General features: G+C 39.3%; 21 protein-coding genes and 1 pseudogene. 7 read left to right on the forward strand and 15 right to left on the reverse strand.

What is annotated here, in order from left to right; all coding sequences use genetic code 11:
• Positions 1-10 precede the first annotated feature (10 nt).
• On the reverse strand, positions 11-1,525 hold the full coding sequence (locus CDZ94_RS00250; RefSeq protein ID WP_096434517.1) for a spore germination protein: 1,515 nt from the start codon (positions 1,523-1,525) through the stop codon (positions 11-13).
• A gap of 160 nt (positions 1,526-1,685) precedes the next feature.
• On the opposite strand from CDZ94_RS00250, the gene lplA reads away from it, so the two are divergent.
• The 3 genes and pseudogenes from lplA (at position 1,686) to CDZ94_RS00265 (ending at position 4,269) form a co-directional block, all read left to right on the forward strand.
• Complete coding sequence (lplA, locus tag CDZ94_RS00255; protein ID WP_096434519.1) at positions 1,686-2,672, forward strand: lipoate--protein ligase; 987 nt, start codon at positions 1,686-1,688, stop codon at positions 2,670-2,672.
• Between the two features lie 363 nt (positions 2,673-3,035).
• Complete coding sequence (locus tag CDZ94_RS00260) at positions 3,036-3,281, forward strand: DUF2642 domain-containing protein (RefSeq protein WP_232735777.1); 246 nt, start codon at positions 3,036-3,038, stop codon at positions 3,279-3,281.
• Positions 3,282-3,370: 89 nt separating this feature from the next.
• Positions 3,371-4,269 (forward strand): annotated as a pseudogene (locus CDZ94_RS00265) (manganese catalase family protein).
• A gap of 83 nt (positions 4,270-4,352) precedes the next feature.
• Here CDZ94_RS00265 and deoD read toward each other — a convergent pair.
• Entirely contained in the window at positions 4,353-5,063 is a 711-nt protein-coding gene (gene deoD / locus CDZ94_RS00270; RefSeq protein WP_096434521.1) for a purine-nucleoside phosphorylase, read from the reverse strand.
• Between the two features lie 319 nt (positions 5,064-5,382).
• Between deoD and CDZ94_RS00275 the strand changes: the two genes are divergently transcribed.
• Positions 5,383-6,891, forward strand: a complete 1,509-nt coding sequence (locus CDZ94_RS00275; RefSeq protein WP_342587608.1) for a flavin monoamine oxidase family protein — start codon at positions 5,383-5,385, stop codon at positions 6,889-6,891.
• A gap of 141 nt (positions 6,892-7,032) precedes the next feature.
• A complete protein-coding gene (locus tag CDZ94_RS00280; RefSeq protein WP_096434523.1) occupies positions 7,033-7,458 on the forward strand; it encodes an HD-GYP domain-containing protein in 426 nt (141 codons plus the stop codon).
• 186 nt (positions 7,459-7,644) lie between these two features.
• On the opposite strand, the gene CDZ94_RS00285 is transcribed toward CDZ94_RS00280, so the two are convergent.
• The 4 genes from CDZ94_RS00285 to pssA all read right to left on the reverse strand — a co-directional run bounded on the left by CDZ94_RS00285 (position 7,645) and on the right by pssA (position 12,260).
• On the reverse strand, positions 7,645-8,094 hold the full coding sequence (locus tag CDZ94_RS00285; protein ID WP_096434525.1) for a redoxin domain-containing protein: 450 nt from the start codon (positions 8,092-8,094) through the stop codon (positions 7,645-7,647).
• Between the two features lie 86 nt (positions 8,095-8,180).
• Positions 8,181-8,711 carry a peroxiredoxin gene (locus tag CDZ94_RS00290; protein WP_096440459.1) on the reverse strand — a complete coding sequence of 177 codons (531 nt, stop codon included), beginning with the start codon at positions 8,709-8,711 and terminating at the stop codon, positions 8,181-8,183.
• A 267-nt stretch (positions 8,712-8,978) separates the two neighbouring features.
• Complete coding sequence (locus CDZ94_RS00295; RefSeq protein WP_198546688.1) at positions 8,979-11,591, reverse strand: CBS domain-containing protein; 2,613 nt, start codon at positions 11,589-11,591, stop codon at positions 8,979-8,981.
• Positions 11,592-11,717: 126 nt separating this feature from the next.
• On the reverse strand, positions 11,718-12,260 hold the full coding sequence (gene pssA / locus CDZ94_RS00300; protein ID WP_198520856.1) for a CDP-diacylglycerol--serine O-phosphatidyltransferase: 543 nt from the start codon (positions 12,258-12,260) through the stop codon (positions 11,718-11,720).
• 269 nt (positions 12,261-12,529) lie between these two features.
• Here pssA and CDZ94_RS00305 point away from each other — a divergent pair, with 269 nt between their 5' ends.
• On the forward strand, positions 12,530-13,336 hold the full coding sequence (locus CDZ94_RS00305) for a phosphatidylserine decarboxylase (protein ID WP_096434531.1): 807 nt from the start codon (positions 12,530-12,532) through the stop codon (positions 13,334-13,336).
• Positions 13,337-13,795: 459 nt separating this feature from the next.
• On the opposite strand, the gene CDZ94_RS00310 is transcribed toward CDZ94_RS00305, so the two are convergent.
• From CDZ94_RS00310 to CDZ94_RS00345, 8 genes are all read right to left on the reverse strand, one after another.
• Positions 13,796-15,076: an IS110 family RNA-guided transposase gene (locus tag CDZ94_RS00310; RefSeq protein ID WP_096434449.1), complete on the reverse strand. Its 1,281-nt coding sequence runs from the start codon at positions 15,074-15,076 to the stop codon at positions 13,796-13,798.
• 587 nt (positions 15,077-15,663) lie between these two features.
• A complete protein-coding gene (gene mnhG, locus CDZ94_RS00315; protein ID WP_198520855.1) occupies positions 15,664-16,023 on the reverse strand; it encodes a monovalent cation/H(+) antiporter subunit G in 360 nt (119 codons plus the stop codon).
• On the reverse strand, positions 16,004-16,285 hold the full coding sequence (locus CDZ94_RS00320) for a Na(+)/H(+) antiporter subunit F1 (RefSeq protein ID WP_096434535.1): 282 nt from the start codon (positions 16,283-16,285) through the stop codon (positions 16,004-16,006). The genes mnhG and CDZ94_RS00320 overlap by 20 nt, the downstream gene beginning before the upstream one ends.
• Positions 16,286-16,762 (reverse strand): Na+/H+ antiporter subunit E, encoded by a 477-nt coding sequence (locus CDZ94_RS00325; RefSeq protein WP_096434537.1) that lies wholly within the window; start codon positions 16,760-16,762, stop codon positions 16,286-16,288.
• 5 nt (positions 16,763-16,767) lie between these two features.
• Positions 16,768-18,249, reverse strand: coding sequence for a Na+/H+ antiporter subunit D (locus CDZ94_RS00330; protein WP_096434539.1), 1,482 nt, complete (start codon positions 18,247-18,249; stop codon positions 16,768-16,770).
• Positions 18,242-18,580, reverse strand: a complete 339-nt coding sequence (locus CDZ94_RS00335) for a Na(+)/H(+) antiporter subunit C (RefSeq protein WP_096434541.1) — start codon at positions 18,578-18,580, stop codon at positions 18,242-18,244. The genes CDZ94_RS00330 and CDZ94_RS00335 overlap by 8 nt, the downstream gene beginning before the upstream one ends.
• A complete protein-coding gene (locus tag CDZ94_RS00340) occupies positions 18,580-19,005 on the reverse strand; it encodes a Na(+)/H(+) antiporter subunit B (protein WP_245415690.1) in 426 nt (141 codons plus the stop codon). The genes CDZ94_RS00335 and CDZ94_RS00340 overlap by 1 nt, the downstream gene beginning before the upstream one ends.
• Entirely contained in the window at positions 19,002-21,413 is a 2,412-nt protein-coding gene (locus CDZ94_RS00345; RefSeq protein ID WP_096434543.1) for a Na+/H+ antiporter subunit A, read from the reverse strand. Before CDZ94_RS00345 ends, CDZ94_RS00340 begins: the two co-directional genes overlap by 4 nt.
• 515 nt (positions 21,414-21,928) lie before the next feature.
• On the opposite strand from CDZ94_RS00345, the gene CDZ94_RS00350 reads away from it, so the two are divergent.
• On the forward strand, positions 21,929-22,141 hold the full coding sequence (locus CDZ94_RS00350) for a hypothetical protein (protein ID WP_096434545.1): 213 nt from the start codon (positions 21,929-21,931) through the stop codon (positions 22,139-22,141).
• A gap of 20 nt (positions 22,142-22,161) precedes the next feature.
• On the opposite strand, the gene CDZ94_RS00355 is transcribed toward CDZ94_RS00350, so the two are convergent.
• Positions 22,162-22,332, reverse strand: a complete 171-nt coding sequence (locus tag CDZ94_RS00355; RefSeq protein ID WP_425352515.1) for a sporulation histidine kinase inhibitor Sda — start codon at positions 22,330-22,332, stop codon at positions 22,162-22,164.
• Between the last annotated feature and the right edge of the window lie 389 nt (positions 22,333-22,721).

The raw sequence follows: 22,721 nt of genomic DNA on the forward strand, positions 1-22,721 counted from the left end.
AAATACTCCTTTAACTCGATGAACTTTTCTTGTTTTGATTATCCTTTTCGGAATCTTTAATCTCAATGGTATGTGGAATACGGATAAACCGATTTAAAAGCCCTTTAAAACTAAATGGGGCAAATGGATAAAAATAAGGTTGTCCAATGCTTGTTAATTTACATAGGTGGATCAAGTAGATCGTTAAGCAAAAAACGATGCCGACAAAACCAAGGAGTGCGGCCATGATCATAACTGGAAAACGAAGAATCCGAATCGCCACGCTCATTTCATGAATTGGAACGACAAAAGATGCTATGGCTGTTAAGGCGACGACAATGATCATAATGCTCGAGACGAATCCCGCATTCACCACAGCATCCCCAATGACAAGTCCCCCTACGATACCGATTGTTTGCCCTATAGGAGCAGGCAAACGAATCCCTGCTTCACGAATCAACTCAAGTGTAAGTTCCATGAAAAATGCTTCTAACAAGGGGGGATAAGGGATGTGTTCTACTGCATCTTTTATGACAAAAGTCATTCCAAAAGGAATAATTTCATAGTGAAAGGTAATCACCGAAATATAGACTCCTGGTAAGGTTACCGCTAATAGGAAGCTAATCACCCTGATCATCCTATAAAAGTTTCCTGCGAGCCAGCGGGTGTTATAGTCATCACCGGACTGAAAAAAAGAGAAAAAGGTAATAGGTAACAAAAGTGCCGTAGGATCTCCGTCTACCAGTACAATAATACGGCCGTCGATTAAGTTAATTGCTGAACGATCGGCTCGCTCTGTGCTAATAAATTGAGGAAACATAGAGTAGATATTGTCTTCGAGATATTCTTCTATAATGCCAGGGGTTATCATTTTATCTACTTTAATCTTTGATAACCTTCTTTGAACTTCTTCAATAACTTGAGGATCACAACGTCCTTCCATATAAAGAATCGCCGTTTTTGTTTTTGTAACTTCACCTATTGTGTTGTATCTAACGACAAGAGAAGGGTGATTGATAATCTCTCGGACGAGTTGAATATTCGTTGATAAATGCTCTATGAACCCGTCATGATTACCACGAATAACTTTCTCGTTCTCTGGCTCTGAAATTTCCCTTTGGATGAGTTCAGTAGTACCTACGGCATAGCAATAACCTGTATCTTGAATAAGGAGCAGACTTTTCCCAGCCAGAAGTTCATCAATTCCATCTGAAAGTACAAATAGTTTTACTGAATCGAGCTCTTCAAAGGCGCGATCTAGACTTTGGTCTTTCTTTAATTCATATATTCGGTTGAATACGCTGCTCTCTAGTTTCTTTTTATCTGTTGACGAATCAAAATAAATTAAATAAAGAGTTTTGCCTGATTGGGTGGTTAGTTTTTTCTCTATAAGATCTTCTGTATAATGAAAGGTTTCTTTTATATATTTTCGGTTTTCCTCCATGTTAATGGATACCGGAAAGGTAGGAATATCAGGAGGTTCGATCATTTGTTGGTTTTGTTCTTTTCGTTTGTTATTTTTATTAAATATATTAAAGAGACTCACACAAATACCTCCATCCTCATTTATACCTTTAATGTCTCTCGATCTGGGGGTAAAATATACATGGACAGTTAGAATGGGGGAAGTTGAGCTTCTATTTATAAGGAGAGATGAAGGTGTGGTAAACTACTCTTAGAAATATAGACTTTAGGAGGGTAACATCATGCGATTTATTAATAATGAAAACATGACCGATCCGAGTATTAACTTAGCGATTGAAGAGTATGCACTTAAGCACTTGGATCAAGAAAATACATACCTTTTGTTTTATGTGAATGAGCCTTCTATTATTATTGGGAAAAACCAAAATACTGTTGAAGAAATCAATAAGGATTACGTGGAATCCAAAGGAATCCATGTCGTACGTCGGCTTTCAGGTGGAGGGGCTGTCTATCATGATACCGGAAACTTGAATTTCAGTTTTATTACTAAAGATGATGGAGAGAGCTTTCACAACTTCCAAAAGTTTACCCAACCTGTCGTTGATGCCTTGCAAAAATTAGGTGTAAATGCAAAATTGACCGGAAGAAATGACCTGCAAGTAGGAAAAAGGAAAATTTCTGGAAATGCGCAGTACACGACCAAGGGGCGTATGTTTAGCCACGGCACATTACTGCTTGAATCAGAAATGGAGAATGTAGTAGATGCCTTAAATGTTAATGAAGAAAAAATCCGCTCGAAAGGGATTAAGTCGATTCGTAGTCGTGTAGCAAACATTAATGAGTTTTTGGACAGTCGTTTGTCAATGGAGGAATTTAAGGCTCTATTATTACGCTATATATTTGATGGGCAAGAAGTACCAACCTATGATTTGAGTGAAGACGACTGGAAAGGAATCCACCGCATTTCTGAAGAGAGATATCAAAATTGGGACTGGAATTATGGGCGTTCACCAAAGTTTGATTTAATACAATCAAAGCGATTTGATGCAGGAACGGTAGATGTTCGCTTGAATGTAAGCAAAGGGACGATTTTAGACTGCAAGATCTTTGGAGATTTCTTCGGTGTTGGCGATATCGTTGATGTAGAGGAAGCGTTAATTGGAACGAAATATGAACGTGAAGCCATTGGTAAAACTTTAAGTGAGCTTACCATTAAACATTACTTCGGACCGATTACGAAAGAAGAGATTGTCGAGCTTGTATACTAATGAACGAAAGAAGGCGCCTGGTAGGGCGTCTTTTTGTATTAAGAAAACTAGTGTGAAATTGCGGTTTTTGTCGAATTCTCGATATATATCTTATTTTCGCTGATATGTCTTTAGGTTCCGCCGATATATGCCCCAATTCCGCTGATATGTCTTTCAATTCCGCTGATATCTAAAAAAATTCAGAGGACATCACAAAGAAAACGTCGATCATTTAACAAATACAGCCTATATGACAACGAAAGTAGCCCAAATTGCTACTTTCGTGAAAAAAATCGCCAAAAAATCAATTCACTCAAAAAACCTTTCCACATTCACCCATATTGATTTACTTCATAGACTAAATCTTGGGAAGGTGAAAATAGTATGGATACTTATTATCATCTGTATAGTGGAGAAGACCGGGAAACACCGAGTATGGTTACAGTGGTGGATCCTTATATATATGAGAAATTACAGGAACTTGTTGGCGGAAAAGCGGTCGTACAAACGGTTAAGGATAGTGTTACCGGAGTTATTAGTAGCGTAATGCCCGATCATGTCGTTGTTGATGTTAGTGGTAGTTCATTCTTTGTACGTATGCAACAAATGATTTGGATAAAGCCTTACTAAAAAATCATACCTGGTATGAAACAAACTTTTCCTTTTATAAACCTTAATAGTTAACCAACTTAACCGGTTCTATGAAAGGTGGATTAACTTTGTTTAAACGTATCGATAAGTTGCTAATTGATCTTCCGAGACCCAAGCATCCGGATGCAAATGCTGCTGCGGCTGTTCAAGAATTATTGGGCGGAAAATTTGGAGAAATGTCCACGTTAAATAACTATATGTTTCAATCATTTGGATTTCGAAACAAAAAGAAACTTAAACCTTTTTATTCACTGGTAGCAAGTATTACTGCTGAGAATTCGGTCATGTAGAATTAGTTACTAATACCATTAATTTAATGGTTCAAGGTACGACTTTCTCTAGAGACCCAGATATTCAACCCCTTAGAAACGGTAAGGATAAACGAAATTCATACCATTATATTGATACGGCTCAAACGGCAAAACCATTTGATTCAATGGGGTCAGGGTGGAATGGTGCTGACTATGTGTTTAATAGTGGCAACCTTATTCTTGATTTGCTTCATAACTTCTTTCTGGAATGCGGTGCGCGTACACACAAAATGCGGGTGTATCAAATGACCGATAACCCAGTTGCAAGAGAGATGATCGGATATCTTCTTGTTCGTGGTGGTGTACACGTAGTTGCTTATGCCAAAGCACTTGAAATTGCAACAGGTGTAGATGTAACGAAAATGTTACCCATACCAAACTTGGATAATAGTGCATTTGAGACAACAAGAAAATTTGAGGAACAGGGGATACATCGAAAACTCTATACGTGGAGTGAGCCAGAATACAGAGATGTTGCACAAATTTGGAAAGGAACTCATCCCGATGATGGAAGTCGGGTTGAAGTAGTAGACGGCGTACCTGCAGGAGGAGCTATCCCAGACCTTGATGATTTACCCGAAGAATTTGCTCCAGGAATTTCAAAAGAAGATTTCATGGAAATTGCAAAACGACTTCAACGTTCGGCCGGCCTCTAAGTAATGAGTAGAGTATCACTATCTACAAGAAAAGCAGGCTCACCATTATCAATGGTGAGCCTGCTTTTCTTTGTGTGCTAAAATTACTCGGCTTTCACTGCAGCCGTCAGAGCCACTTCTACCATCTCATTAAACGTTTCTTGACGCTCTTGAGAGCTTGTTTCTTCTCCTGTAATCAGGTGGTCACTTACCGTTAATACGCTAAGAGCATTCACACCAAAACGTGCTGCGATTGTGTAAAGAGCTGAAGATTCCATTTCAACAGCAAGAACTTGGTGGTCGGCTAAGAGCTGAACAGTTTCCTTGTCATCATTATAAAACACATCACTCGTATATACGTTTCCAACGCGAACATTCAATCCACTGGAAACAGCACCGTCATATGCACTTTTCAACAGACCAAAATCAGCTGTTGGAGCGAAGTCGATGTGATTAAAATGACGGCGATTTACACCGGAATCAGAGGAGGCACTCATAGCAAGAATGACATCTCTTACTTTTACGTCCTTCTGGAATGCACCGCATGTTCCAACGCGGATTAAGTTTTTAACACCATATTCATTGATTAATTCGTGGGTGTAAATTGAAATGGATGGTACACCCATGCCTGTTCCTTGTACAGAAATACGTTTGCCTTTATATGTGCCTGTGTAGCCTAACATTCCACGGACTTCGTTGTAACAAGTTACGTCTTCTAAGAACGTATCAGCAATATACTTCGCTCTTAGCGGATCTCCTGGTAATAGAATGGATTCAGCAATTTCTCCTTGTTTTGCACCAATATGTACACTCATTGTACTCCTCCTATATGTAAAGTGTCCTTTTCTTAAAGGCTCTTTTATAAAATGCCACTACGCGGATTTTATTAAGCGATACTTATTTTACCATTAGCATATCGAAAGGGAAAGGACAAAGTCAACTTCCATCCAAAGAGAAGTCATTTGTTGTTAAATCGTGGAAATGTAATGGTGAATAACATACATTAATTTTTTGTGAATACTATCTTATAGATGGAGTTCAAATATTTGGAATATGGGATGCGACTTACCTTAAGCAAGTGGTTGTCACTGACAAGTCCTTTTAATTAATTAACCTACAAAAAGGGGCGATATCGTGAACAAAAAGCGGCCGAATACTGTAAGTCCAGATCCGGATTTGCCACCTCCTATTGACCCTGACAGAATGATCGCTATGATTCGTTATGGACTTCCACCAAGGTTAACAAAAAAAAGAGTTACAATTTTAGGAGCAGGAATGGCAGGTCTAGTTGCAGGATCTTTGTTAAAAGAGGCAGGTCACCAGGTTACCATTCTTGAAGCTAATACAAGGGTCGGGGGGAGAGTGCATACCATTCGTGAGCCGTTTACACAAGGTAACTATTTTGACGCTGGCGCTATGCGAATTCCAATTCAGCATCGATTAGCTTTTGAATATATTAATAAGTTTAAGCTTCGGACTCAACCCTTTATAGGAAGTACCATAAATGACCTGATTTACGTCAATGGTATTTTAACAAGGCGCTATATTTATGAAGAGGATCCAGCGATATTAGACTTTCCTTTATATGGTGATGAGGTGAATTTGACCGCTCTAGAACTTCTTCAGTCAGCTATTCGTCCCTTTGCTATGCTCTTTGAATACGCAACAGAACAAGAAAAGGAAGATTTAATACAGCACTTTGACCGTTATTCAATCGGGAGTTATTTGCGGGAAAATCCTATTGGAAGATCGCTCTCACCTGCAGCTATTCATAAAATTAGGGTGTTACTTGGTATAGAAGGGTTTCCGGAATTATCGTTTATTGATTTGTACCTAAATATAGTGGGAGTTTTATTTGATGTAAATACTAGGTATTACGAGATTGTAGGTGGCAATGATCGGCTTCCGAAAGCCTTTCTTCCGCAATTGGATGATGAAATTTTGTATGGACAAAAAGTAAGAAGGATTGTTCAAAACGATAATGGGATAGATGTTGTAACTACTGACGACATGAATGGACAAGTGCAGACTTTCTCCTCTGATGTGGTTATAACAACTATACCTTTTTCGATGTTTAGGTTTATAGATGTGGATCCTTATCATTCATTTTCATACTTAAAGTGGAAAACAATACGTGATTTGCATTATGTAACCTCAGTTAAAGTCGGCATCGAATTTTCGAATAAGTTTTGGGAAGAGGCTGGATTATTAGGAGGCAGTTTAGTGACAGACTACCCTAATCAGTTTACCTATTATCCGAGCCGAGACATAGGAGAGCCCGGACCTGGGGTTGTAAAAGCAAGCTATAGCTGGGGGGATGCTGCTTCCATTTGGGAAGCAATGTCTGAAGAAGAAAGAATACAACAAGCGTTAAAGTATTTAGCACACGTCCATGGCGATCAGGTGTATGAAACGTTTATGGTAGGTCAGTCTTTTAGCTGGGGGGAAAACCCTTTTTCAGGAGGGTGTTTTGCGATGTATAAACCGTTCCAAGCATCTGAGTTTCCGAGTGTCATTCAAAGACCTGAACAAAGAGTGCACTTTGCTGGGGAACACACATCATTGCATCATGCCTGGATTGAAGGCGCGATCGAATCAGGTATACGATCGGCTATGGAAGTGAATGATTTAGACTGGGAATAACTATAGTGGGAGTTCAAAAAAGAGTATAAAAAGAGCGGATTAGGTCGAGGTGGCAAAGCCTTCGAGCACTGACTCTGAAGTTGTTGAATTGGGAAAGGTTGGCTTCATTCATGACATAGGGAAGATGAAAGTTCACAATATATCTTAAATAAAAACGAGTCCTTAACCGGAGAAAAATTTCGAGAAGTCCAGAAACATCCCATTTATCGCAAGGAAATATTAGAGCAGGTGGAGGGTGTCAGTGAGAACATTATTAATGGAGCCCATCTCTATCATGAAAGACTGGACGGGACTGGGTGGTACCCATTTGGACAAACGGAAGAGGCGACTTCTTTTCAAGCACAAATCTTAGCCGTCGCCGATACATACGATGCTATTTCATCAGATCGGGTTTACCGCGAGAAGTTTTCTCCTTTTGAAGCTATAAAAGAGCTCGTGAATGAAGTTTATGCTGGCAAATTACATGGTAGAATTGTTTTTCCCTTTGTTCAACAAATCATCAATGGCTATATGAACCGACAAGTTAGAATGACGAATGGAGCAGTAGGAACGCTCTCTGCAAATTGAAGAGGTTTTGTTAGATGAACAAACAAAAGTAGGCAACATAAAAACAGACTAGGGAGTAGTTTCCTAGTCTGTTTGTTTCTTACCGGATAAAAGTATAGAGTGACAGCTACTGTCAAATCGCTCGTCCAAGGGAAAACATTCTTGAGACTTATAAACATGCGGTGGAAGATAACCCTTTATTATTATTTATTTTTCTTCGTTACCTAGAACACGGTTAACACGCTTTCGCAGCATTTTCATACCGCCACCGCCAGCTTGGAAGTGACGGAGCTTACCTTCCGCATCAAATACGTAATAGGCGGGTACGTATTGATTTTCGAAAGCATCAGTAAGTTTATGATCATTGTCGACAAAGATCGGCTGTGTTATATCATGGCTCATCGCCATTGCTTTAATCACACTCATATCCAAGTCTTTTTCAGAACGAGGCATGTGAACTGCAACAACGTTCAATTCGTCTTCGAATTCATCACGAAATTCGTTAACGTCCGGCATAGCCTCTTTACATAGTCCGCAACTTACTGACCAAAAGTGAAATAAAGTCGGTTTGTCTCCTACTAGTTCATTCTTTGTTAGTTCATCGTTTAACCATTCTGTGGCACCTGTTAATTCAGGCATTTCAGCTCTTAGTTTCATTATACAATCACTCCTTGAATGTGTTTAGTTACGTCATTAATTTTTAATTACTTTCCATATACCACCAACTTGGGATGGCGTAATCCTTAAAGTGTTGTTTGACCTGGTTTCCAGTTAGCCGGGCAAAGTCCACCTGTTTGAAGTGCTTGAAGGACGCGTAATGTTTCGTCTACGTCACGACCGACGTTGTTATGATTTACTACTGAATACATAAGTTCACCTTCAGGGCTTATGATAAATAGTCCGCGAAGGGCAATACCTTCATCTTCAACTAAGACACCGTAGTCACGAGCCACGTTATGGTTTGTATCGGCAGCCAATGAGTAGTTTAAGTCACCTAGTCCATTATCATCACGATCGGTATTGATCCATGCTAGGTGAGTGTGGATCGTATCTGTTGAGACACCAATTACCTCAGTATCAAGGTCTTCGAATTCTTCATAACGATCACTTAACGATGTGATTTCTGTTGGACATACGAAGGTGAAGTCCATTGGATAAAAATAAAGAACCGTCCATTTATCGTTTTTCATATTTTCTTCTAAAGAAACTTTCCCGAATTCTTTATTTGCAAGTACAGCCTCCATTTCAAATCGTGGTGCTTGTTTTGCTACCATGCGCTTGTCGCTCACAATAACCTCTCCCTTTTTTATAACTATTATTATTTAATACAAATTATATTCTAACAAAAAAACAAAGATTGTCAACACTTATTTATAATGATTTTAATTAAATCATTACTATATATAAAAGTGCTGTTTTTATTATACCCTATAGGTTAGGGAATTCAAGAAAAATGCTCACCGCTTATAATTATAGCAGTGAGCATGACAGGTGTTGATTAGCTTTGGGTATATAATATTCTCAATTCATGATCGATATTCTCATTCGTGTGATAGAGTAATTCGACTTGAAAGCTCGTTTAATACAGTGTTTTTGGAAAGAGAAGGGTTGTCGATCATGATCGCCTCTGCTTCTATAAGCCAATCGCGATACTTAGGTCCAGGTGTTAACCCTAACTGTTTCAAATCGTTTCCTGAGAAAATTGACGCTACTTTTTTCCTTCTTATTAGATAAGTAAGTCCATGTTCTTTAACGGAAGGGGAATTCTCTCCACAGCTTGATAAAATCACAGTCAATGCTTCATTACTCCACGTTGAGCAAAGAGTATGCCATTTTGAGAAGGGGCTATGAACAAGTTTTTTAAAGGCATGTACTTTTTGGTCAATATCTTTTATTTCTTTTAACAAATGCATGTCTTGTTTATTTAGGGTAAAAGCTGCGCATTCATTAAAAGCCAGATCCGTCATTTTAGTCATTAAATAAAGAATACCAATCCAATGAAAAGGTAAGAGTTTAATTTTCTCTTCAGATAGAGCATGTTCAAGTTCTTCGAATTGTGCAAATCTACCCATGATGGTGATGGTATCTTCTCTTTCCTCTAATAGAAAGGGTAGAAGATTAAGTTCACTGCTTCTTTTGGCAAAATACATTGGTGTTTCTTCAATCAACATTCGCATCAGCTCATTGGCGATCCTCGGCTTTGAAACTGAATTCAAGTTGTGGACGTGTTGTTTTGCAAAGCTTTCAGTTTCATTATTCATAGAAAAACCAAACCGATTTTCAAAGCGAATTGCTCTTAAAATTCGTGTCGGGTCTTCTACAAAACTTAAGTTGTAAAGGACACGTATCGTTCCATTTTTTAGATCGTCAAAACTGTGAAAGAAGTCGAGTGATTGCCCAAAGTTATTGGGGGCAAGAGAAATTCCCATTGCGTTAATTGTAAAGTCACGACGATACAGGTCTTCTTTAATGTTAGACATCTCTACGATAGGAAGAGCAGCTGGAAAATCGTAATATTCTGTTCGTGCACTTGTTAAATCGATTTTAAGGCCACTAGTATGTGTCCAGGTGGCAGTCTTGAAGATTTCGTGTGTACGAATTGACCCTCCAATTTCTCCCGTGAGAGCTTCTCCGAGTACGATAGCATTTCCTTCGACAACGATATCAATATCTTCATTCTTTCTTTTTAGGAGGATGTCCCTTACGATCCCGCCAACTAGGTAAGCATGCATGTTTAACGCATTCGCTTTTTCACCAATTTTACCGATGAGCCGGTAAACCTCAGGGGTGAGCTGTTTACTCAACTCGTAATCTAGGCGACCGGTAGGAAGAGGGTCTGGTGTTGGTTTGCTCGTTTTTGACAGAATAGCTTCTTCTCCGTGCATCTCTTGGATGAGATCGGTACGAGATACGATACCAATCACTTTTTTATTATCCAGAACCGGCAGTCTGCCAATGTCTTTTTCGATCATGAGAGACTGAATATCTTGCAATGTCATGTCTTTATCAATGAAAATAGGCTCTTGACTCATATATCCTTTCACTGGTGCGTGTCCAAGGTCATGATGGAGAGCTTTGTCAATATCTCTTCGTGAGATAATCCCAACAAGTCGTTCTTTTTCTATTACAGGAAATCCAGTATGACCGTAGCGGTAAAGCATCTTGGAAACGTCGGCAACCGTTGTATCCGGAGCGACGACTCGTACAGGAGAGCTCATCATATGCTCAGCTGTTTGCTCTGAAACAATGAGAGCAGGAAGCTGTAATAATAATTCATCGGCAAGAATAGTAGCGTTTAAATCCTTCCTCATTGCAGAAGCCGCTTTACGATGACCACCGCCTCCTAAAGGTTGAATAGCCGGGAGAACGTTTACACGATCAGAATTGGATCTGGCTGTTACAAAAGTTTTTTCACCCATTGTGACGATGGAGAAAAAGGCATCAGCTCCAGTCAAATCGAGAAGCCGGCTCGTAATAGAAGCGAGTTTTCCTGTATAGTGTTCTTGATGATAAGAGGTTATCCCAACTTCGATGCCTAGGTTATGAGTAAAAGTGCTCTGATCGAGCAAAGATTGGAATAGTTGCTGCTCGTTTGAAGTAAGAGGTGTTCCGCGAAATTGGTTCACGATGTCCAGACTGGCTCCAGAGGATATAAGTTCATAGCCAGCAAGAAGGTCTTCTGCTGTCGTTGTGTCATGTGTGAAATTACCAGTATCCGTATATAACCCTAATGCAAATACCGTTGCTTCAAGTGGAGAGAAAGGAATGCCTCTTTCTTTTAACATACGAATGAAAATCGTAACACAAGCACCATAACGGTGGTGTATGACTGTCTCCTCTATGGAATTTTTTTGACTGAGTGGGTGGTGGTCATATATTGTAAAATGTATGTCTTTATGTAAGTTTGAAGCAATTTTACCGATACGATCCGTTGAGGCTGTATCGACTAGGATCGCATGGTCGACTTTGTTCCAATCAATATGTTTTTTTGGTGTAAAGGCGAAGGTGTCTTTATATAAGGAAATAAAATGTTTTACAGCCGGCTGAAGATTTTCTGGAAGAACTACTTTCGCAGAGGAATGAATTTTCTTCGCTGCGATCATAGAAGCAAGTCCGTCGAAATCTAAATTTGTGTGTGACAAGATCACGTCCATCAAAAAACCACCCTTTCTCATTAGTTCCACCAATTGGTCTTTATTGTTTCCGTTTTATCGCTTTCATGCTAAAAAAAAGAAAGAATCATTAGAAAAACGCCCCCCAAGAGAGAGCGCTTTTCTAATTCACATCTTCCGAACTCGGAAATTACTTATCATCAATAGCGACAATGTAAGAATGATTAACATAAAAATAGCGGAGGTTATGGTATCTTTTAATAAAAAGCTAACTGTCAGAATACATCCAGCTGCAGTAATTGGTAATCCGACAAAAAAGCCTTCCTGCTCTGTTACATTGAATCTTGCAAGGCGAATAGCTCCACAAGCAATAAAGAGAATAGTTAGGAACATACCCGCTGCGGAAAATTGATGCAAAACAGATTGATAAACTAATAACGCAGGAGCAACACCAAATGATATAATATCACATAATGAATCCAATTGTTTTCCCATATCAGAAGTAATGTTTAATTTTCTGGCTACTTTACCATCCAAGCGGTCAAAAATAGCAGCTAAACAGATAAACGCGACACTCATGCCATATTGTCCTTGCAGTACAGCTAACATTGCAAAGCCACCTAGACCTAAATTTAAGATCGTTAAAAAATTGGCAGTATGACTGCGGAATTTTCGAAAGGTATTGTCGACGAAATACTGTAATAACGTCAACGACATCACTCCTCTAAACTGTTGGCTAACTTTTAGAGTGTGTTCAAAAAAGGAGGGCATTGATTGTGTGCTACGACGAGTATAAAAAAAGTGAAGAAGGAGCATCTTCTTTTCCGTTGCAACACTATGATTCTAAGATTTTTTGAACATCTTCTTTAAGAGCCAACTCTAATTAAATATTAATTTTATCATAAATCAAACTTGGAAACTACTAATTATTGTCATGAACTGATAAAAATAACGATTGATGAACTTATGGAGGAATCAACTTGAAGAAACAACTATATCGCACATTAATGGAACTTACGAAAAATCCTCTTCAATCTTGGGGAATTAAAACATTTGCGAGATCGAGGGCGAGTAAGCCTCTTGTTCGTTCTTTTACGAAAGTATATAACATCAACTTAGATGAATCGGCTAGAAACCTAGAAGATTTTGAAAACCTACAATCACTGTTTATTCGGAAACTAGACCCTTCAGCCCGGACGGTGGATCCTGCTACGAAATCTATTGTTAGCCCCGTAGATGGAACTCTTTCTGAAGTGGGAGAAATTCAATCGGATGCTACATTTACGATAAAAGGACAAACCTATGATGTAAGTGAGTTAGTTGGTTTAGAAAAGACAAGCGCCCGATATCTCGGAGGGACGTATATGCTCTTTTATTTAAGCCCAACTGATTACCATAGAATTCACAGTCCCGTTAACGGGAGGATCAGGAAGACATGGGCCCTGGGGAAGCACTCTTCTCCCGTGAATCCATTAGGACTAGCATTAGGTGACCGTGTGCTTGCAAAAAATTACCGGTTGCTAACAGAGATGAAAACAAAACAAGACAAGTGTGTTTGTATTGTAAAAATCGGAGCATTGAACGTTAACAGTATCCATACCAGTACGGCGCTGGAAAATGAGCATTTAGATAAAGGGGAAGAGTTGGCTTATTTTTCTTTTGGATCAAGTGTTATCTTACTATTTGAAAAAGGCTCTATTGAGCTGAATAGCTCATCTCGTGCTGATGGTAAAGTTCAACATGGCTCTCCTATTGGAAAAATACCTGAATCATTAATGAAAAATTAAGGCTGTTTTATAACGGTTGTTGTATTGTTTTTTTGAGTGATAGGCAAGGGGTGCTGCTGCAATGGCGGAGACTCCCTCAGGAAAAGTTGATATGGCGGGGGTCCGCCCGGATTTTGAGGCCCTAAAAAAATTTTTTGTACTCGCCTCCGACTGCCAAGGTCCACATAATTCTTGTAAATACATTTACTGTATTTAGAGATTACGCGTTGCGTTGGGAATGTGGGATACATTTCCATATATAGGTGTAATTCACACGAGAAAAACTCTGCTACAATCAGGTGACTTACCCTCCCATGTCTCCTGGCATCAAGTGCCTACATTCCTTCGTTGGGTCTTGCCTGACGCAGATCTCGGACTCTTACTCCTGCATGGACTGCCCTTTACTGGGCGTCTAAAGTCTCCGTCTTGCCGAATCTCTGTGCCTGTGTTGTCAAAGGTACATTAAAGCACTGTGAAGCCTTACGCTGCCTTGTTCTGAGGATAGTTGGAAGAGTCTATCAACATTCTCTCAGGGTCAAACATTGCCTGTTTCTTGCTAAGTCCATGGAACACCTGAAGCAGCTTTCTGCATAGCACAACCATTGCTTCTTTCTTGGTCAGTGGATTTTGTTCCCGTGAGTGATAATGCATGTACAGTTGACGAAAGCTTGCATTGTTCTGAATGAGCGGAAGGATCGCTTTATAAAGTAAGGCTCGTAGTCGTTTTCTTCCGCGTTTAGAGATCTTCTTTGTGCCTTTATGCTGACCTGAACTGTTCTCACGCAACGTAAGTCCCGCTAGCTTAATGAGTTGGCGTGGATGCCTGTAATTGCGCATAGAGCCTGTTTCAGCCAATAACTCGCTTACAGTGTTCTCGCTGATTCCCGGAATGGAGACGAGGTACTGAAACTCTTCTAATGACTGGGCCTGCTCAACCATCTGGGAAGTCACCTCTTCAAGTTGTGATTCCAATAGTTCCAGCTGTTGAACAAGGCTGCGAATCTCCAGCCGTGACATTTCCTGACTGCGTGTTACGCCAATAGAGTGACGAGCCACTTCAATCAGGGTCACCATTTTGGGTTTCCCAGCATACTTGGCGCCAGCTTTCTTCTGTTGCCTGACCATCTCTTCGACAGACAAATGTGGAACATCCTGGGGAAGAGGTGTCAGCTTTAAAACGGCAAGAGCTTGTTGGCCCAATTCACTGAAGACTTGATTGAATTCCGGAAAGTAAAGATCCTTCCATCGCTGTATCCTGTTTTTTACGGAAGAGATATCTTTTCGTAATCGTTCCCGGATTGCGGATCCATGCCTCATGTGATGTTCAGCGGTTGTCATCTTCCGCGGTATACTAAAATAGCCGTTAGGAAGAAGTTTCGCTATAACGCGTGCATCTTTAGCGTCGTTCTTCGTTTGAGAATTATCGTCCATTTCCTTGGATTGTTTTACATGCATTGGATTGACGATGACAAAAGGGAATTCGAAAGCCTCCAGCATAGCCGCAAGGTTCATCCAGTAGTGGCCGGTTGCTTCAAAACCGATGAGCACATTTGATTTGTTGTGTGTCTCCATCAGTTGTCTAACAGCCTGCTCAAAATGGATGAAACCATCTTTTGACTGGTGGATGCGCCATACTTTCGTTAATTCGCGTCCGCGCAAATCGACGGCACAGGCATAGTGATTCTTTTTTGCAATATCGATTCCAATAACTAGAGTGTTTTCGTTGACTTGATTAATTCGTTCATTTCTACTACGATTCATGAAGGGTTCCTCCTTTGTGATTGCTGGTTTGTTTTTGCACCTTGCATCATATCGGAGGATCCTTTTTTTATCAATAGGGGTAAAACCTATCCGACAGGAATGCTCCAGCAGGAAAAGCAACAACGGTCTTCTTGCGACGAGGAACCGCAGGAGCAGCAGAGTCGCAGGAGCAGCAGAGTCGCAGTAAGCACGCCTTTCGCGAATGAGGACCTTTGTATTTGAGCTCTTGAGTTATTCAGCAATCCCTAAATAGCAACGAAAACAGAACAGCCAAAATTAAAACTGCTTAATTAGGCGAGCAAAGAATTCTTTGGATACCTCCTTTTGAAGGCAGTGTGGTTTGTTATTTTATTATATGAATGATACAGAAGAAATAGGTGAGGAAAATAAAATGAATGAATAGACGGAAAAGACAGACTCTCCGTCTATATTTGAAAACCCCTGGCTATGTCAGGGGTTTTCAAATACATAAAAAAATACCGCTTAAACGATGATTTAACATCAGAATTTAAGCGGTAAATTGAGTTACAAGTTTTGTGCATCTAAGGCTTCCACGATTTCTAATAAAAGACTATATGCAGTTTTTATTATTGGTTTTGTCCTTTTTGCTTATACTTCTTGATATCTTTTCCTAAATCGTCTTGAATACTTTTATCCCAGAGCTCAACGCCGACATTATAAGCGGATTTAGAGATCATAAATCCAGCTACGGGGGCGGTTAGGAAGACAAAGAGAATCGTAAGTAAGAACTTCCCAACAAACATTCCTTGAACGACAAGAAAATAGATGAACACTCCAATCATGATACTAATGACTCCCAAAGTCGCACTTTTTGTCGCTGCATGAAGGCGTCCATAGACATCAGGAAATCTTAGAATTCCAATGGAACCGATCGCTGTCAATGCTGCACCGAGAAGGAGGAAAATACTAATCACTACTTCGATCAAAGACGACACCTCCTTCAATAAATTTGGCCAAGGCGATGGAGCCGATGAATGCCAAAATCGCGATCACGAGAATAACTTCAGAATACGCAAGCGTATTTTGGATGAGCATGATAATGCCAATGAATCCAATGAGGTTAATTCCGATTGTATCTAAGGCGGCAACCCGGTCTGAAAGTGTTGGTCCAATTACGACTCTAATAAACAAGACAGAGATTGATATAGCCATTAAAACGAGACAAATGTTAGCTATCGTATAAACCATTTAGTGGGTCACCTCCATGATTGCTTTTTCAAACGATGAATGAATCTCTTCAATGGCTTTCTCTTTGTCCGGAACATGGATCGAGTGAACATAAATCGTTCTCCCATCCGGGGAGAAATTCATTGAAAGTGTACCTGGTGTAAGGGAGATTAATGTAGCTAGTAATGTTACTTCCCAATCAGTTTTAAGCTTTGTTGGAACCGCTATGATTCCCGGTTCGACATCTAATTTCGGGCTTAAGATAATTCGAACAACATCGATATTTGACAAAATCAATTTGTAGATGAACAGTAAGATTAATTTCACAGTGGCTATGACGCGTGTGAAATAAAATCTGAACTGTAGAAAGCGTCTTAAGAAAAATAAGATTAACAGCCCGACAATATATCCTATTCCGAATTCCACGAGCGAGGTTTCATTTCTTAAGAGCATCCAAATAAACGCAAGTGCAACATTAATCAGTATTTGAAAAGCCATTTTACCTACTCCTTAAGAACAGAATTTATATATATCGATGGGTCTAATAACTGTTCAGCAACCTCCATTGAGAATGAAAAGATCGGTTCAGCTGCAATCCCCAGAATAACTGTCAATGCTACTAAAGGTAGAATTGGCAGTAAAAGTGGAAGAATCGGTTTTTTCTTTTCTTCACCTTTTAATGTTTCTTCTCCCCAGAACACATAGATGAAGATTTTCATCATGGAAAAGAGGGTGAGTAGGCCTACGATTAAGCTGATAAAGATAATAAAGTAACGTTCTTCCTGAATCCCGGAAAGGATTAATGCAAACTTACTGAAAAATCCACTTAATGGCGGAATACCGGCTAATGAGATAGCTGAGACTAAGAAAAGCCAGCCGAGAGCCGGATACGATTTTAGCAATCCACTCATTTTCTTTAAATCTGTCGTTCCGGTAATTTTCTCTGTCGCGCCGCAAAATAAGAATAGCGCTGCTTTTACGATAATGTGGTGAGCGATATAATAAATCGCACCAGCAAGTGCAAGTGGTGTAAACAGCCCGAGACCTAAAGCCATATAACCTACCTGACTTATAATGTGATAGGAGAGAATTCGTTTGAAATCAAACTGGGAAACGGCTCCTAAAACACCAAAGAACATTGTTCCGCCAGCTAAAAATAAAATAATGTTATGCGTAAAACCAGGGTCATGCACAAAGATTAGAGTGAACGTCCGGATAATCGCATAAATGCCGACTTTTGTTAAGAGGCCACCAAAAAGTGCTGCAATGGCAGACGGTGGTCCATAATAAGAATTTGGTAACCAGAAATAAAGAGGGAAAAGTGCCCCTTTCATTCCAAAAACGATTAAAAATAAGATGGCGATAGCATTTAATACACCGGTTTGTTCAAGTTCAGCCACTTTTACAGCAATATCAGCCATATTCAGTGTGCCAGTTATCCCGTAAATATAAGCAATACCTACGATAAAGAACATAGAAGCAAACACATTAATAACAACGTATTTAAACGATTCTCGAAGCTGGTACTTTGTTCCTCCGTGAACAATAAGGACATAAGAAGCGATTAACATAACTTCAAAGAATACGAATAAGTTAAACAAGTCACCTGTTAAAAAAGCTCCGTGAACCCCTGTTAGTAGAAACAAGTAAAGAGGATAGAAGTAAAACTTTTCTCGTTCTTGACTGATAGTTTGAAAGGCGAAGAATAAACAAACAACGCCGACAATACTTGATAAAATGACCATCAGACTTGAAAAAAGGTCCCCAACAAGTACGATACCAAACGGAGGAACCCAGCCGCTTAATTCAATTGTTTGAATGCCGTCGGTATAGATGATGTAAGTGATATAAAAGGAAACAACGAGCATTACCAGAGTAGTTAAAGCACTGATCCAACGTTGTACTCGTGGGTACGCTTTAAAAAAGATGAGTATGGTACCTACGATGAATGGAAGTAGAATTGGAACAAGTAATAAATTATTCATCTGCATGACCCCTCAATTTATCCAGTTTATCTGTCTGGTGTGATTTGTACGTTCGGTACGCAAGCACAAGTAAGAAAGCAGTCACACCAAAGCTAATGACAATTGCCGTTAAAATTAATGCTTGTGGCAGGGGATCTGCATAAAGTCCGGCGTCTTCCCCTAATAAAGGAGGAGCCCCTTCTTTAAGACCGGACAGCGTTAAGAGGAGTAAATGAGCACCATGGGAAAGCATGATGATGCCCAAAATAACTCTCAATAAGCTATTGGTAAGAATTAAATAGGTGCTTACAGAAAAGATGATGCCTATTAGAAGGATCATTAAGATTTCCATTATGCTTCATCCCCCGCAATCGTCAGTATAATAAGTAATGCGACAGCTACTACAACGAGATATATTCCTAAATCAAATGGTAGTGCTGTTGTTAATTCGATTTCTCCCAATATTGGTACAGTGTAGTATTCGAAGTATTGTGTGAGAAACGGATCACCAAAAAACATACTGTTAATACCAGTCGCAATACCAATCAAAAGTCCAATCGCAATAAACTTTTCATAGTCGATTGGGAGGACTTTTTTAATTCGATCTAAGTCGAAGCTTAAATAAAGGAGGAGGAGGGCAGATGCTGTCATCAGACCTCCGATGAAGCCTCCTCCTGGATTGTTATGTCCTGCAAAGAACAAATAGATCGAAAACGAAAGGATAATCAAGGCTACGATTCGTGATATAGTATGGAGCATCACATTGTTTGTCTTCACACGTCTTCGCCTCCTTTGAGTCTAAGTTTAATTAAGGCAACGACTCCAAGTGCAGCAATTCCAAGAACGAGGACTTCAAGGAGTGTATCAAGTGCCCGGAAGTCTACAAGGATGACGTTAACCATATTGTTACCGCCAGCAAGTTCATAGGCATTTTCTTTAAAGAATTCAGAAATACCTTCAAATTGAGCTGAATTTGAAAGAGCTAATGTACTTAAACCAATGAGAGATACGATTAAACCTACTGAGATTGAAATGACGAGGTTTAACCACTTAAATACAGGTTTGAAGCCCTCTTTTTTAAGCTCAGGAAGATGATAAAAGCTGAGCAGGAGTAGAACAACCATTACAGTTTCTACAAGGAGCTGTGTTAAAGCCAAGTCAGGTGCTCGGAAGACAACAAATAGCAAGGCAATTAAGAAGCCGACAACACCGAGAACGATTATGGCTGTAATTCTGTGTTTAATAAATGGCAAGATTAAGGAAACTCCTGCGGTAAGTGCAATTAAAATTGCAATATAAGGCGAGATTGGAGCTACATTGTTCATGTCGATTGAAAATGTAAAGGCATCAAACCAAAACATTGTCATCGTCAGAGCTCCTACCATGAATATTGTCATGTAGACGAAATAATCACGCAAAAGTCCTGTCATTTGAATATCCGTAATAGCTTGAGAACCGGTAACCAGCTTCTCTAACCCCGTGTCATAGACTCGGTTAAGTGGATCTCTTTCGCGCAAGAAGAAGTATGTTTCTTGCCACTTATTTAAGTTCATAAAGATGAGAGAACCAAATACAATTACACCGATGGTCATGAAAAGTTCTGTATTTAAACCGTGCCAGTGATAAATGTTAGGAGCGAATTCAAATCCAGGTAAAATCGAATTCATGACGGGTTCAATGATTGTATAAGATAAAATATTTGGGAAAAGCCCGATAATAACAACCATAGAGATGAGAATAATTGGAGAAATAAGCAAGCCAATTGGTGCCTCGTGAGCTTCTTTTTCCAATTTTTCAGGCTGGTGTTTCCCTAAGAACGTTCTAAAGAACATAATCAGGCAGTACAAGAACGTAAAAATACTTGCGATCCATGCTAAGACCGGGAAAAGTAACCCGAAATTCTCAACCTGGAAAATTTGAAGTGTGGATGCTTCTAACACACCTGTAAAAAACATCTCTTTACTTAAGAAACCATTAAATGGCGGTAAACCGGCCATAGATGCTAAACCAATTAAACTGATCGTAAATGTTATTGGCATAATTGTCATCAAGCCACCGAGACGCCTAATGTCCCTTGTCCCTGTTTCGTGGTCGATGATACCGACAGCCATGAATAATCCGCCTTTAAAGGTTGCGTGATTAATAAGGTGGAAAACAGCTGCCATAATCGCTACTGTATAAACCATCCCCTCTTCTGCAACTTCAAAGTAGAGAGCTGCTGAGCCAAGCCCAAGTAATGACATGATTAACCCTAACTGACTGACTGTTGAAAAAGCTAATATCCCTTTTAAATCTTTTTGTCTAATAGCGGAAATGGAACCCCAGGTCAAGGTAATAATCCCTGCAATGGAAATAATCCAGAACCAGACACTTGTACCACCGAATACGGGTGTAAGTCTGGCAACAAGGTAGATTCCTGCTTTAACCATTGTTGCTGAGTGTAGGTACGCACTGACAGGTGTCGGTGCTTCCATTGCATCTGGTAACCAGATATGAAAAGGAAATTGTGCTGACTTTGTAAATGCTCCAAGTAATACAAGCACAACCGTTGGGACTAACAATGGACTGTTAATGACAACATCACTTTGCGCAATGATTTCTTGAATACTAAAGGTACCTGTTATTACATAAAGCAGTGAGAAACCAGCGAGCATTGCAAAACCGCCCGTTACTGTAATCAACATTGATTTCTGTGCACCGTATCGAGACTTTTCTTTATGGAACCAATAGGCAATGAGCAAAGATGAAGCTAAACTTGTTAATTCCCAGAAAACATAGATCACAATTAGGTTATCAGATAAAACGACACCAAGCATAGCTCCCATAAACATAAGCAAATAAACATAGAAGTTATTTAAAGGTTCGTCCTTTTTGTTTGCAATATAGAAGATGGAGTATAGAACGACTAATGCTCCAATTCCAGTTATGAGCAAGGCAAAAAGGAGACTCAATCCATCCAGGTGAATGGTGAAGTTAATATCTAATGACGGAACCCACGGGACAGAGTGAGTAACCGGTTCGAATCCAGGACCTACCGTTACGAATTGGATCAAGTATGCAAATAAAATGATCGGTAAAGGTAGGATAAACCACCCTGTATGTATGTTCCGAAACCATTTATAAAGAAAAGGAATAAAGATTGCTAATATAAATGGTGATAAAACAAGCCAATGCAATAAAGACAAGTGAGAGACCTCCTCTTTCATATTTTTTTGTTACACTTTTAGTGCAGGTTAACTTTGTAAAGAATAAAAGTGTACTTCCAACTAAAACTTCCACCATTAGGGCTAGGCGGACAGTAAAGTTTCAATTTAGGACAAGGGATTTTTTTGGTGTGCTATTTAAACGCAAGTAAAATTATAATATAAATCAAGTTGCCTTGCATCCTTCGTACACCCGGGATAATCGTGAATTTTTGGTTTTCTTAAATAAGAAGAAACACATCATCTCACAGAAAAATTCTTATTTTTTTGACAAGAATAAACGAACGATAGTGAAAGTTAATTTTGTTGATTTGACGGACTTCAGTTTAGTTTGTACTAGTAACACTGCTTATATGAATAAAAAAAGAATAAAAAAACAATTAGCAAAAAGCAGCATAGACGACAACCACCTATACCAATTCGTTTTTTTTAAGCATTTAAGGTATATTAGGCACAAAAAAATACCACTCTAAAAGTAAGGAATAGGAGTGGTATTGATGAAAAAGAAAATTTATATTTCGTTTGGTGTATTTTTTGCGCTATGTGTCGCCTCGATACCGTTGCATTTGGAAGTGACAAAAAATATTGTAGGTCGTCAAATAAACGCATTTGACGAAGAGCGTCTAGAAGGATATCAAGTAGATGGGCAGCTTTTGATCGATGACTTGAAGTTTCATCCGAGAGAATATATCCAGATCGAGCGCCGATGAAGGGAAGTCGGTGGTGTTCGTTAATGGTGAATCTTATGTGTAGATTCTAGCTGATCAATGATTGAACGGCGCTCCAGTTCTTGTGAAATGAGAAAAATAAAATCATCATTCAATTTCAGTTCGCGTGCTTTCTGGTAGGTTTCTAGTAAAAGGTCGTCAGAGAGATGTCGCATTGCCCCATGCCGCCTCATGGCAGCTTCACCTCCTCATAATAAGTTCACTCCGAGCTTGTCCATGTATAAAAATTTCCGCATCTAATTATTGATAAAATCTGAATCTGATTTGATACTATCAGATAATGTTTACTAGAACAACCGTTCGTCTTATCCACAATTGTCCGTGGATAAGTTGTGGATAATCTGTTCATAACAATTGGCGACTCTTGTAATACATCATGGAAAATGTGTATATCGTTTTCCACAGTTACGTCTATCTGTGAAATATGTCGAAATGTTTTTGTTCAATTTAGGAAAGATAAAAGAATATCATGGTTGATTGGAGATTTTTTAAGGTAACGATTGAAATCATGTTGTTAAAAGGGGTATTATGAAGGGTAGCTAAAATACGCCTTGTAGAGGAT

The organism is Alteribacter populi (assembly GCF_002352765.1).
Classification (GTDB): Bacteria; Bacillota; Bacilli; order Bacillales; family Salisediminibacteriaceae; genus Alteribacter; species Alteribacter populi.